Genomic DNA, 12,025 nt, shown 5'->3' with positions numbered 1-12,025 from the left:
ATGAAAGTGCTTTCAACGACACGGCCTCATGGTGGGGTTCGCGGCGCTAATCTTTCCCGCAGCTCAAAGTTCTTCGCGGGGCCATTTGGCCGTATCTTCCGGGCCTTGCCGCCCGCTGATTTCGGCGCCAGCGACGTCGCATCCGTGGACGCTCTCAAAGCGCTTGCCAAGGCGATGACCTCGCAGCCGGATAAGGCGGATCCGAAGGACGGACCTGACAGTGAGGAAAGCGGCATCCCCTCCGCCTTTACCTATTTCGGCCAGTTCATCGATCACGATTTGACCTTTGATCCGTCCAGCAGCCTTCAGAAACAGAACGATCCAGACGCCCTGGTCGATTTTCGCACCCCACAGTTTGATCTCGACAATCTGTATGGGCGCGGACCCGACGATCAGCCGTACATCTATGACATCAAGGGTAAGAGTTTCGTGCTTGGGCCGGAGCTGACTGGCGCGCCTCAAGTCAATAGCGGAGCACTTGGTCTCCAGCGTAATAACGAGACGCCGGCGCGGGCGTTGATCGGCGATCCCCGCAACGACGAGAACGTGATCGTTTCACAGTTTCAAGGTCTGATGCAGCGCTTCCACAACCGCATCGTTGACGAAAACCCCACATGGAGTTTTTCACAAGTCCAACAAGCGGTCAGGTTCCATTACCAGTGGGTGCTTCTGCACGACTTCCTCCCGACGATTGTCTCAGCTGGCGTGCTAGACGATGTGCTCCCGAAGGCCGCCGACGGCGCTTTGGTGATCGAGGAACGGAACCTGCGCTTCTTCCGTTTTCGCGATGCGGCGTTCATGCCTTTGGAGTTTTCTGCCGCCGCCTACCGCTTCGGCCATTCCATGGTGAGACCCGGATATCGTTTGAACGATGGCGTGCCTTTGCTTCCCGAGGGTCACAGGGCAAAAGACGATACGCTTCTGCCGATCTTCAAACATGGAGAGCACGCGCATGATCTTCGGGGATTCCAAGCCCCCCTTTCCCCTTGGGCGATAGACTGGCGGCGCTTCATCGATCTGGAGCCAATGGCTTACGGCGGGCCGATCGACAACCCCGACCCCGCGATTGCCGGAAATCGAAATCGCCTGCAACTGGCTTACAAGATCGATACCTCATTGGTAAGCCCGCTCGGCGTCTTGCCGGCCTCGGTCGCGATCGACCCGAGCGTGCTTGCCCTGCGCAATCTGGAGCGCGGCTGGCGCATGCGTTTGCCCAGCGGGCAGGATGTGGCAAGGGCGATGGGACTTATTCCCCTCACCGACGCTCAGATCGTGATCGGGAAATTCATCGGCGCCGCAGCCGGAGACGGGGATGTTCCTGTCCCGGCGGGCTCTTTCGCTACGTTTGCGGGAGGCGCCTTCGCCGACAATTGTCCGTTATGGGCCTACTGCCTTGCCGAAACGGTGGAGATCGACGTGGTCGTCAAGACACTCGACGGCCCTCAGACAATCAAGACCCGGCAACTCGGGCCAGTTGGCGGTCGCATCGTTGCCGAAACTTTTGTGGGCCTGCTCCTCGCCGATTCGAGTTCCTACGTGAGTCTCAATCCTCTCTGGACACCCGCATACATGCAGAACGGCGTCTTCGGCCTTCGGGAACTGATTGCGGCTGCGCTCAAATTCCAGATCAAGCCCTAGGCGCGCGCCGACTTCCAAAAGCTCAACCCGGCGCGTAGCGCGCGTCCGGGTTGATCGGCGATTGGGGCGACCGAAAGCAAACGCGATCAAAGGTTGTGTAAAAGGGTTTTTGTGCGGCGCACCAAAAACTTGCCGCTTTGTGCGATCCAGCCTATAAGGCTCGGAGCAACGGCGGTCCTTGATCGTGTTGCTGCTTTTTTGGACATTTCCTCCCTAAACTTGGCGGTGCTTCGGCGCCGCCTTTTTTTTCTTTAGGGCAAGGGTGGTTAACCACACCTTACCCTCCGCATCAAGCGGATTGAACGAAAAGGTATGGTCATACGCTCCAACGTTTAACATTCCCTATACCGTTTTGAAGTCCCCTTGATCGCTGATCAAGTCCCCTTGATCGCTGATTCAGTATGCTGAAAGTGAAGCCTGCCCCCCGCATGGCGTCTCGTGTGAAGTCGTGGTAGCATTGACTTTGATCTGTTTTAAAGATTTTCACATGATGTCAGCGAGTTCTGTATTGGATATGGCCGACGGCGACACGATCTACAAAGTCGTCTATCGCAGTCAGATCGTCAGGGGACTGGAGACGTCTTTTGACACGGATATTGAGCGAATACTGAGTGTGTCGCGAGAATGGAACGCCGCCAACGACATCACCGGAGCGCTAATGTTGACCGCGACCGGCTACGCCCAGGTCCTTGAGGGATCGGCACATGCCGTGAAGTCCCTCTTTGGTCATATCGCCTGTGACAAGCGTCATCAGAGCATCGAACTCATGTATAGCGAAAGTCACGAGGAGCGTGACTTCGGCAATTGGGCCATGACGATTGTCCGCGCACCCAGCGAGTCGGATATAGAACTCGCCTCAACCGCCTATCAGCGCGACATTGTCATCAGCAACGGCGCCGAGGACATTTTAATGATGCTCCGCTGGCTGCTCTACAAGAAGAAGGCCCACTGACCAGTCGAGCGATCGACCGCAAGAACCCGGCCGGGCGTGGCGACGATGCGGCTGGTGGAGAAGACCTGGACCGCTGTAAGAGACCCCTTTAGCGGCTTCGGCCAAAAGAGGAGTACGGTTATGGCTAAAGCACCCGGCGGTCCCCCCAAGGGTAAGGCAGCGGCGCCCGCGCAGTTCGACATGAACAGCCGGGAACGGAAGTCGGGCGGCGGCGGTAAAGGTCGTCCGGGCGGCCCCGGCGGTCCGGGTGGGCGCGGCCGTGATGAGAAGCGGGCACCAAGCCGCATCGTGACGCTGCCGCCGGCCACGGTTGATCGCGGCGCGGGCTGGATTATCGAAAAGGTCGGCAAAGTCGAGCAGACCACCAATACCGCCATGGGTGCGGAATACCGCCTCATCTTCGAAGGCCACGACCCGCTAGCGTTTGACTATCTGAGCGCGGCGCGTGAGCGCGCCAAAGAAGGTCCGCCCGAGACGGAGAAGACGGCGGAGAAGGAACCGGCTGAGGACGTGGCCGCCGATCCGGCGGCCGAGGAGATCTAGCCTCTCGAAAGGGCTGCCGGTCAGCGAGATCGGCGGCCCTTGCTTGCAGTGACTGAAGCTGCCTGCCGGTTGATTGTCGAGGGCACCGGGGACTTCGTCCAACGCTGGTGGAGGGGGTTGGAATAACAATGATGTTCCCCAGCGTTTCCGGATGCATCAAAATAGCTGTTTGATCATAGGCTTCTAGACGATCACCCGGTTCCCGCTGTGCCGACTTGTCTCCCTGCAGCGCAATTCTTAAGATGGGCGCTAAGTAGGGTGGTGTAAGATGGGTGGCACGCTGTGAGTCGACTTGGACCGAACCAGATGACGGTGCGTGAGGTCGAATCGCTCAAAGATGGAAGCTGGGGCGACGGCGGGAATCTGTGGCTAACCGTTCAAGGCAAGGCAAAGCGATGGACATTCCGCTACAAAAGTCCAGTGACAGGCAAGCGACGCGAAATGGGCCTGGGCTCTTATCTGGACGTCACCCTCGCCAAGGCCAGGGATAAAGCTCGAACAGCCCGGCAGCTGCTGGACGAAGAGATCGACCCTATAGAGAACGAAAAACGACGGAAAGAAGCGAAGCGCGCCACCGGCATGACCTTCGCGGCGGTCACCGAAGCCTATATCAAGGACAGGGAGCCAGGCTGGACCGATCGGCGGGCGGCGCCTGTCTGGCGTAGCTCCCTGACACGGTTTGCCTATCCTGTCGTGTGCAATAAGCCGATCGGCAGCATCACCACCGAGGATATCCTGCTGATTCTGCGGCCTATCTGGGCCGAGAAGAAAGAGACCGCCGATAGGGTCCGCGGCCGGCTCGAGCGGATCCTGGATTACGCGCACGCTCACAAATGGCTGAAGGGCGAGAACCCCGCCCGCTGGAAGGGGCACCTCGCCAACATCCTTGCACCCCGAGCCCTGGGCGCCCGGGTCGAGCATCACCGCGCCGTGGACTGGCGCCAGGTTGCGACGGTCATGACGGCGCTCGCCAAGGCAGAGGGGATGGCAGCTCGGGCGGTACGGTTTGCCTGCCTGACCGCCGCACGGTCAGGGGAAGTCCGCGGGGCCCGGTGGCGGGAGTTCGATCTCGAGCGGAAGCTCTGGATTGTCCCAGCCGAGCGAATGAAGGCCAAGAACGAGCACCGGGTGCCCCTGTCGGAACCGGCCCTTACCATCCTGCGGAAGCAGTGGCCGATGGAGAGCAAGCCGCCAGCGGATGCGTTCGTCTTCCCTGGCGCGAAGATCGGCAGGCCTATGTCCGACGTGGGGCTACTGAAAGCGGTCCACACCGCGTTGGGCGCTAAGGCCGCAACCGTTCATGGGTTCCGGTCAACCTTCCGGGATTGGATCGCTGAGGCGACGGATTATCCCGGCGAGGTCGCCGAGATGGCCCTCGCCCATGTCATCGGGTCGAAGGTCGAGGCAGCCTATCGGCGGGGCGACCTGTTCGAGAAGCGGAGAGAGATGATGGAGGCGTGGGGGAAGTGGTGCGCGGCTGGCGAATATGGCGAGAGGTGAGGCAACGAGAGACTTGTGGGAAGTTGACGGTGCGGTCCCACGAATCGCGTACGACAAAATATCCGGAGTTATCTCGAATCCCACCATATCTGGTGGTTAGCGACCTTTAGGCCTCAACTACTGCGCCGGCGACAGGACTCAAACTGAGGTCGTTGTCAATAATTGAATCTCTGTTAATGTAAAATATCTGTGGATAACTTTAACGATCAACGACTTACGTTTTGCGTTCCATCAATGGAGATCGCTATTAAGAGGCTGATTTGTGAGGAGTAACCACGATGATGCAAAGCCAAACATTGTCGCTTGATGACCTCGTTGAGCGTGCGCGTAATCATACGATGCGCCCGTCGGAGCGCCGCGCCCAACGCATGAGTTTGATAATGGGCCTGCGGTCGGATGACTCCACGCTCACGAAAGATAAGGTATCCACCCTGCTCGATCAGATCGAAGGGCATGACGCCCGGGAACCGAAGCCGTAACTCCTTAAAACAAAAGCCTTGACCTTGCCTCAACGGCTCACCCTTCATGGTGAGCCGTTTTGCTGAGGTGTGCAATGTTTGACGATAATTGGGAGCTGATCAATGGACCCGAAGCACATGAAATCGAAGTATTAAACTATTCCAGTCAGGTCAATTTCATCGAAGCCCTGATAAAATTCGTTACTTATCATATACGTCTAAATAGTGCCCTACTAAACTCTCACCCTTCTGAGGCAGAGCTCTGCGAACTCCATCGAACTGGGACTTTACTATTACTTAAAACTCCAGGTGTCTACAGAGACGGAGAAGTAGTTGTTTCCAAAGGAGGTGTCACGGTTCATCAACCTCCTCACTGGGAGGATGTTAAGGACTGTATGAATGAGTTCACCAAGGAGCTTGGGGCAAGGTGGACAAGCACTCCTCCGATTGAAATCGCATCGTTTTGTCTATGGCGGATAAACTGGATCCATCCATTCAAAAATGGAAACGGGCGCACTGCAAGGGTGTCAATCAGCGTTGAATAGTTACCAGGCAACAGCGTCCAAAAGTTTCCACTTTCTCAGCTGTTTTTCGGCTGTTTCTTTCGCTGCTTGAAGCGGAACGAGTCGTTGCCGGTCTCCAGGATGTCGCAGTGGTGGGTGACCCGGTCCAGCAGTGCGGTTGTCATCTTTGGGTCACCGAAGACACCCACCCATTCGGCAAAAGAGAGGTTGGTTGTGAAGATCAGCGAGGTCTTTTCGTAGAGCTGGCTGATCAGGTGGAACAGCAGAGCGCCGCCCGAGGCTGGGAACGGCAGATAGCCGAGTTCGTCGATGATCACGGCGTCGGTCTGCACCAGCTGACGGGCGAGATTGCCGGCGCGTCCCTGCTGTTTCTCCCGCTCCAGCTGGTTGACCAGGTCGACGGCGTTGTAGAAGCGCACGCGTTTGCCCTGGTGGATGGCAGCGACACCCAGCGCCGTCGCGATGTGGGTCTTTCCGGTGCCGGTGCCGCCGACCAGGATCAGATTGTGCGCGGTTGCCATGAAGGCGGCGGTCGCCAGTTGTTCGATTTGCGCCTGCGGCAATGGGGTTTCGGCCCATTCGATACCGGTCAGGTCGCGATGAACAGGGAAGCGCGCGGCCTTGAGCTGGTAGCGCAGGCTGCGGACCTGGCGATCGGCAAGCTCGGCTTCGATTAACCGGTCCAGCCATGCCTCGGGCTGCATCGGCCGACGTGGGCCTTCCGCCAGCAACTCGCTCCAGGCGGTAGCCATGCCGTAGAGATGTAGCGCACTGAGTTGGCCGAGGCGGTCTACGCCGGAAGCAACCAAGGCAAGAGGCTTAACAGCAAGATCAGTGGATGACATGGCTCACCTCGCGCAGGTGGTCGTAGCGGCCGCAATCGGCGCGCGGCTCGGTTTGGAGCTTCAGCATGTCGGGCACGTTCAGCATGGCGGGCGTGCTGGGTGCGACAAGCCGGCGCATCTCGTTCAGCACCACGGCGGCAGTGATGACATTGCCGTCCAATACCAATTCGCAGGCGACCTGCAGCGGCTCCAGGCCGAACTCGCGTGCCATCATCAGCAACTCGACAAAAGCACGATCGCCTTTCGGCTGCTTGAGAATGCGGTCGCGCACCAGCCGGATGGGCGTGGGCAAATCCCATTGCTGGAACGGCACACCGTTGCGCAATGCGCCAGGTTTGCGTTCCAGGATCGGCAGATAATGCCACGGATCGCAGATCAGTTGATCACGCCCATACCGCCGGGCATGGTCGGCGACGATTGCGCCGTCGGCCACGATGCGCACGCCGGCGGCTGAGGTGCGCACCGAGACAGCGCGGCCGGCGAAGGCGGCTGGCACGCTGTATCGGTTGCGATCCACCGCCACCAGGCAGGTGCTCGACACGCGCAGCATATGTTCGACATAGCCGTCGAATGTCGCGGTGATCTGCCGCAGCGACGGCTGCTCCTCGGCAAAGCACGCGGCAATCGAGCGCTCCGGCGTTACCGGGTGTTTGCGCTGCGCCAGCTCCCGGCAGCGCGTGGCCAGCCAGACGTTCAGCGCATCGAAGCTGATAAAACGGGCCAGCGGCGTGAATAGCCATTCGCGGATGTTGCCAACCTGGTTCTCGACCTGCCCCTTCTCCCATCCAGAGGCGGGGGTACAGGCGACGGGCTCAAACAGATAGTGGTTGGCCAGCACCATGAAGCGCCGATTGAACTGCCGCTCCTTGCCGGTAAATATCGTCTCCACAACGGACTTGAGGTTGTCGTAGACCATGCGCTGGGGCACCCCGCCGAAGAAGGCGAAAGCGCGGTTATGCGCGTCGAAGACCATCTCCTGGGTCTCGCGTGGGTAGGCCACCACGAACATCTGCCGGCTGAAGGTCAGCCGGAAATGCGCAACCTTGATGGTCTGCATGACGCCGCCGAGTTCGACATGCTCATGGCTCCAGTCGAACTGGCACACCTCGCCGGGTGCGAAGGCCAGCGGGATAAAGGCGTGCGCCAGCGCCGGGCCCGACTTGTCCGCCTTCCAGCGCCGCACGAAACGTTGCACGCTGTCGTAGGCGCCGCGGTAGCCCTCCGCCTGCAAACCTTCGAATAGCCGCTGGGCCGTGCGGCGCTGGGCTTTCGGGAGAAGCCCTTCGGTCCGCAGCCACGTCTCCAGCGTCTGCTGGACCGCTCCCAGCATCGGCGTTGGCTGCCGGCTGCGCTGGTAGGACGGCTGGGCTTCGGTCCGGCAATGCCGGCGGACGGTCTGCCGGCACAGCTTAAGGTCCCGCGCGATCGAGCTGATGCTCTCGTGGCGGACCAGATGGCGGCGCCGGATCTCGGCAATCAAGTCCATGAGCAGCACCCCAGATTCCCCAGCAAAAATGCCGGATGATCGCACGACCAGGGTGGAAACTATTGGACGCTGTTTACCCCTGGAATCTGGGAACTTTTGCACGCTGTTTTACACATCGGAGATCTCGATGTTGAATAATCTTGACCAAATGCGCCTCCAGCGAGGCGCGGAACACCTGCATACTCTCGGCCCGCGTGCGACTGCGGAGTTCTTGGCGGAGGTCGCCGCGGCGATAGGCGGCATGCCCGCGATCCTCGGTCGTCTTAATGAATATCAGCGACGGCTGAATCCGGAGATGCTGCGCGCGACCGGAGGCGATCGTTTTCCTCCGAGATCTCTCCACTCGGTTCCGGGAAGCGGCCGATGAGCGGCGGTATCCAGGTTCCCGTTGCGGCGCGCATCAACACGATCGTGTATGCCGCCGACGAAGTCGCGATCGCTGTGCTATCGCCTGGTCATCTATCGCTGGAGGATGTGCTGAGTCGGCCCGGCATGTCGGCGCTACTCACCCATGACGAGGGGGTAAATTGGCCTGATCGTACGGGATGCAGTCTTGCCACGGTCGCATTCCGGGCGGGCCGTGCGGTGATCTTTAAGTTTCGGTCGATGGCGGACGCCAGCACGTCGGGCCCGGTTGCGCGAAGCAATGCAGGCAGGTGTGCAATGATGCGCAGGGTCACGCTGTCGGCGTCCGAGATAGAAGTGCTCCGGGATTGGCACCTTGAAGGCGTGGGCGACTGCCTTAGGGAGCGTGAAGAGCAGAACGCTCTTCGGCACGCGGCAAGGGCGTCGGAATTGGATGCGGCCGCACGAAAGGCGGTGGCCTCATGACCGCCATCATGGCCCGCGATCTGGCTGATCGTCTCCGCCTCAAGAAATACCCGAAGTCGTGGCGCGGCGACTGCTTCTGTTGCAGCTACAGCGGGTCGCTTTCGGTCCAGGCGAGCTCGGAGGGTAACGCGCGTCTTTTCTGCTCCAACGGCTGCGACCGGGGCACGCTGCTGAAGGAGGCGGCGAGGGTCACGGGCGGCACCTATGAACCGAAGGTGCCGTTGGCCTCTTCCGCCCGGTCCAATGATGATCGGGCTGAATATGCGCGTACGGTTTGGGCCCGCTGCCGTCCGCTCACAGATCGCACTTCAGAACCAGGCGTGGCCTATCTGAGGGGGCGAGGAATCGAGCATGTTGCCGGGAGTCCGCATCTCCGGTTCCACGATGATCTTAAGCATCCCGAGGGAGGCAGCCTGGCGGCACTCGTGGCGCTCGCTCGGAGCGTCGATGGGGAGCCAGTCGGTCTGCAGCGTATCTATCTGACCCGCGACGGATCCGCCAAGGCAGGCGTCACACCTGCGAAAGCCGGTCTTGGTGTCTTGTGGGGCGCTGCGGTGCGCCTACAGGAGCCGATCGACGGTGCTATCGTCATTGGGGAGGGGGTCGAGACATCGGCCGCTGCGGGCCTCCTCCTGGGGCTTCCGGCGTGGGCAGCAATCTCGGCGGGTAATCTGGCCAAGGGGTTGATGCTGCCCGTCGCGATCCGGCGCATCACGATCGCGGCGGATAATGATTTGCCTCACATTCTGCATGGCAGAAAGGTTTGGCCAGGCCAGGATGCCGCGCGGGCCGCCGCCCGACGTTGGAGGGCCGAGGGTCGTTCAGTCGAGATCGCGACGCCGGATCTCGAGGGCACAGACTTCGCCGATGTGTTGGCCGAGCGGCGTGGATAGTCCATTCGGTTACACCGTCGTCGCTGAAGGGCCAGCCTTCTGGGTCGATCGGGATGATGCCTGGGACGAAGCCGCGATCCCGCCGCGCCCGTGGGTCGTGCCCGGCTATCTTATGCGGAACACCTTGTCGCTCGTTGTGGGGTCGCCCGCAGCCGGAAAGTCATTGCTGGCGCTGTTGTGGTCGATCGCACTTGCTCTCGGTGAGCCTGTCGGCAAGTTCAAACCAATTCCCGGCGCGGAAAGCCCGCGGCGGCGTGTCCTGATTATCAACGCGGAGGATGACGCGGACGAGCAGCGACGGCGCATTTCGTCGCTGATCAGGCAGTTCGGAAAGCGGGCAATCGACCTCGACGGCTGGTTGACGCGAGCGGGTCCGGAGAAGATCGCCTCTCTCTTCGAACGAAACGCTGAGACGGGCAAGATTACCAGGACAGCGGCCTTGGCGGACTTGAGGCTCCTTATCGAGGAGACAGGCGCCAGCGTGGTGATCCTTGATCCGCTTGTGGAGCTGACGACGGGGGTGGACGAAAACAGCAACGGCGACTTGAAGCAGGTGCTGGCGGAGCTGCGGACGTTGGCGAAAGAATGCGGGGTCGCGATGCTCATCGTGCATCATCTGCGTAAGGGGATAGCGGCTCCCGGCGACCTCGATAGCGCGCGCGGCGCGTCCTCTATCATCGGCGCCATCAGGGTCGGCATGACCCTGACCGGGATGAACGAGGAAGAAGCGGCAGCGCTTGGAATCAGTCCAGATACGCGTCGGAATTATGTCCGGCTTGATGATGGGAAGCAGTCATATGCCCCATTGGGAGACGCGGAATGGTTCGAGCGGATAGGGATAGAGCTGGCAAATGGTGACTGGGCGCCGACGCTCCTGCCTTGGTCGGTCCCGAAGGACACCGTAACCAGCGAGGCCCGTGCCGCCATCGAGTCTGGGATCGCTCGCGGAAGCCCCGATGGGCCCTGGTCGCCAACCCTGTCTCCTAAGCCGAGGTCTGTGAAGCATCTGCTCGTCTCGCACGGCATCACAACTGGCGATGGGCAGCGGAAGCTGATGCAAGACCTGATCGCCGGCGGCTTTGAGGTCGCGCAATTTAAGGACGCTCGAACCCGGAAGATCGTCACCGGTCTTCGAACCTCAGATGGGCGGCCGACCAACGCTGATTGGAAGGGCGATGATGGTGATGAGTAGCCCGCAAGACCGGCAATACAAAGGCCAAGCCTATAGGTGGCGAGGCACGCGGTATCTCCGGAATGGCCATGGGCGTCCAAGTCAGGTCACCGACTGGGAGTCGGACTGCATGGAATGCCAGCGCCCGTTCAATCTCTACACGCGCATGGACTTCTCCTATCCGCGTCGGCGCTGCGACGCATGCAAGCCGAAGCGGATTACCTCCGAGACCCCGAGTTATGGCGCAAACATGGCGCAGGATGGAGCGCGTGCGCCATCATCCGGCCCTAAGGGGAAAATGATGATGGCGCAACGCCATCCCATCATTCTCCCACGGCGCAGGGACGGCGCAACATGGCGCAAAACCGTCTCTCTGGTTGAAGAGTGCGAAGAGCCCTGGAAACCGGGGAAGACGGAAAACTTACAAGGGCCAAACCCCCTGTTCCGTGCGCGCGCACACGCGACGCTGACCGCATCATGATTCCCAAAGGAAATTTAACGCATGACTGAAGATGCAGACCACAAAGCACAACGACCCGCGCACCTGTTCGCGCCAGGCCAGTCCGGCAACCCGAAGGGTCGGACACCGGGCACGCGCAACAAGACGACGGTGGCCATCGAGGCGCTGCTGGACGGTCAGGCGGAGGCGATCACCCAGAAAGCCATCGACCTCGCGATGATGGGCGACACCGTGGCGTTGAAGCTGGTGCTGGAGCGTATTGCACCGCTGCGCCGAGGCAGGCCTGTCCGGTTTGAGGTGCCCACGCTAAATCGCGCCGTGGACATCACCGAAGCGCTGGGCAGCGTCATCGCGGCTGCGGCCGCCGGCGAGCTCACCCCTGAGGAGGCGGCCACGTTGGCTGGTATCTATGACACGAAGCGGCGGGCAATAGAGACGGTCGATATTGAGCGCCGTCTTGCCGCCATTGAGGAAAGGGCAAACCGATGAGCGCGTTCAATCGACGACTGATCCGTCTGGAGAACCCGGGCGGCAATGGCATTCCGACGAACCTGGCGGAGCTAATCGACAATGCCCGGCAGCGACAGCATTCCGATCCAGAAGGCTCGGCACGGCACGCGGAGGCGCGGTTTCAGGCGCTCGTGGGTAAAGAGGGTGTAAAACAGCGTGCAAAAGTTCCCAGATTCCAGGGGTAAACAGCGTCCAATAGTTTCCACCCTGGTCG

At 60.5% G+C, this 12,025-nt stretch carries 13 protein-coding genes; 11 read left to right on the top strand and 2 right to left on the bottom strand.

The window, feature by feature from the left end:
• The 6 genes from QP803_RS20720 to QP803_RS24115 all read left to right on the top strand — a co-directional run bounded on the left by QP803_RS20720 (position 1) and on the right by QP803_RS24115 (position 5,636).
• Positions 1–1,638, top strand: a complete 1,638-nt coding sequence (locus tag QP803_RS20720; protein ID WP_284945357.1) for a peroxidase family protein — start codon at positions 1–3, stop codon at positions 1,636–1,638.
• A gap of 487 nt (positions 1,639–2,125) precedes the next feature.
• The gene (locus QP803_RS20715; RefSeq protein ID WP_284945356.1) at positions 2,126–2,590 is read left to right on the top strand and encodes a BLUF domain-containing protein; all 465 of its coding nucleotides are present in this window, start codon (positions 2,126–2,128) and stop codon (positions 2,588–2,590) included.
• A 120-nt stretch (positions 2,591–2,710) separates the two neighbouring features.
• Entirely contained in the window at positions 2,711–3,133 is a 423-nt protein-coding gene (locus QP803_RS20710) for a hypothetical protein (RefSeq protein WP_284945355.1), read from the top strand.
• A gap of 282 nt (positions 3,134–3,415) precedes the next feature.
• Positions 3,416–4,633, top strand: coding sequence for a tyrosine-type recombinase/integrase (locus QP803_RS20705; RefSeq protein WP_284945354.1), 1,218 nt, complete (start codon positions 3,416–3,418; stop codon positions 4,631–4,633).
• Positions 4,634–4,911: 278 nt separating this feature from the next.
• A complete protein-coding gene (locus QP803_RS20700) occupies positions 4,912–5,112 on the top strand; it encodes a hypothetical protein (protein WP_284945353.1) in 201 nt (66 codons plus the stop codon).
• A gap of 74 nt (positions 5,113–5,186) precedes the next feature.
• Positions 5,187–5,636 (top strand): Fic family protein, encoded by a 450-nt coding sequence (locus tag QP803_RS24115; protein ID WP_350356048.1) that lies wholly within the window; start codon positions 5,187–5,189, stop codon positions 5,634–5,636.
• Between the two features lie 35 nt (positions 5,637–5,671).
• Here the strand turns inward: QP803_RS24115 and istB are convergent, their stop codons facing one another.
• Positions 5,672–6,460 (bottom strand): IS21-like element helper ATPase IstB, encoded by a 789-nt coding sequence (istB, locus tag QP803_RS20695; protein WP_284944276.1) that lies wholly within the window; start codon positions 6,458–6,460, stop codon positions 5,672–5,674.
• Positions 6,447–7,955, bottom strand: coding sequence for an IS21 family transposase (gene istA / locus QP803_RS20690; protein ID WP_284944277.1), 1,509 nt, complete (start codon positions 7,953–7,955; stop codon positions 6,447–6,449). Before istA ends, istB begins: the two co-directional genes overlap by 14 nt.
• Positions 7,956–8,309: 354 nt before the next feature.
• On the opposite strand from istA, the gene QP803_RS20685 reads away from it, so the two are divergent.
• The 5 genes from QP803_RS20685 to QP803_RS20665 all read left to right on the top strand — a co-directional run bounded on the left by QP803_RS20685 (position 8,310) and on the right by QP803_RS20665 (position 11,996).
• Positions 8,310–8,777 (top strand): hypothetical protein, encoded by a 468-nt coding sequence (locus QP803_RS20685; RefSeq protein ID WP_284945352.1) that lies wholly within the window; start codon positions 8,310–8,312, stop codon positions 8,775–8,777.
• Positions 8,774–9,670 carry a DUF7146 domain-containing protein gene (locus QP803_RS20680; protein ID WP_284945351.1) on the top strand — a complete coding sequence of 299 codons (897 nt, stop codon included), beginning with the start codon at positions 8,774–8,776 and terminating at the stop codon, positions 9,668–9,670. The genes QP803_RS20685 and QP803_RS20680 overlap by 4 nt, the downstream gene beginning before the upstream one ends.
• On the top strand, positions 9,555–10,862 hold the full coding sequence (locus QP803_RS20675; protein ID WP_350356047.1) for a helicase RepA family protein: 1,308 nt from the start codon (positions 9,555–9,557) through the stop codon (positions 10,860–10,862). Before QP803_RS20680 ends, QP803_RS20675 begins: the two co-directional genes overlap by 116 nt.
• Positions 10,863–11,343: 481 nt before the next feature.
• The gene (locus tag QP803_RS20670) at positions 11,344–11,790 is read left to right on the top strand and encodes a DUF5681 domain-containing protein (protein ID WP_284945349.1); all 447 of its coding nucleotides are present in this window, start codon (positions 11,344–11,346) and stop codon (positions 11,788–11,790) included.
• Positions 11,787–11,996: a hypothetical protein gene (locus tag QP803_RS20665; RefSeq protein ID WP_284945348.1), complete on the top strand. Its 210-nt coding sequence runs from the start codon at positions 11,787–11,789 to the stop codon at positions 11,994–11,996. The genes QP803_RS20670 and QP803_RS20665 overlap by 4 nt, the downstream gene beginning before the upstream one ends.
• The last annotated feature ends 29 nt before the right edge of the window (positions 11,997–12,025 follow it).

Origin of the sequence: Acidisoma sp. PAMC 29798 (assembly GCF_030252425.1) — a bacterium.
Classification (GTDB): Bacteria; Pseudomonadota; Alphaproteobacteria; order Acetobacterales; family Acetobacteraceae; genus Acidisoma; species Acidisoma cladoniae.
Note: the sequence above shows the minus strand (reverse complement) of the source record. Positions and strands in the feature narration are given on the sequence as shown.

Excerpts from the sequence above, each read along its gene's own strand:
- istB (WP_284944276.1), bottom strand. The coding sequence starts at position 6,460 with ATGTCATCCACTGATCTTGCTGTTAAGCCTCTTGCCTTGGTTGCTTCC.
- QP803_RS20665 (WP_284945348.1), top strand. The coding sequence starts at position 11,787 with ATGAGCGCGTTCAATCGACGACTGATCCGTCTGGAGAACCCGGGCGGC.
- QP803_RS24115 (WP_350356048.1), top strand. The coding sequence starts at position 5,187 with ATGTTTGACGATAATTGGGAGCTGATCAATGGACCCGAAGCACATGAA.
- QP803_RS20685 (WP_284945352.1), top strand. The coding sequence starts at position 8,310 with ATGAGCGGCGGTATCCAGGTTCCCGTTGCGGCGCGCATCAACACGATC.
- QP803_RS20680 (WP_284945351.1), top strand. The coding sequence starts at position 8,774 with ATGACCGCCATCATGGCCCGCGATCTGGCTGATCGTCTCCGCCTCAAG.
- QP803_RS20710 (WP_284945355.1), top strand. The coding sequence starts at position 2,711 with ATGGCTAAAGCACCCGGCGGTCCCCCCAAGGGTAAGGCAGCGGCGCCC.
- QP803_RS20675 (WP_350356047.1), top strand. The coding sequence starts at position 9,555 with ATGCCGCGCGGGCCGCCGCCCGACGTTGGAGGGCCGAGGGTCGTTCAG.
- QP803_RS20715 (WP_284945356.1), top strand. The coding sequence starts at position 2,126 with ATGATGTCAGCGAGTTCTGTATTGGATATGGCCGACGGCGACACGATC.
- QP803_RS20720 (WP_284945357.1), top strand. The coding sequence starts at position 1 with ATGAAAGTGCTTTCAACGACACGGCCTCATGGTGGGGTTCGCGGCGCT.
- QP803_RS20670 (WP_284945349.1), top strand. The coding sequence starts at position 11,344 with ATGACTGAAGATGCAGACCACAAAGCACAACGACCCGCGCACCTGTTC.
- QP803_RS20700 (WP_284945353.1), top strand. The coding sequence starts at position 4,912 with ATGATGCAAAGCCAAACATTGTCGCTTGATGACCTCGTTGAGCGTGCG.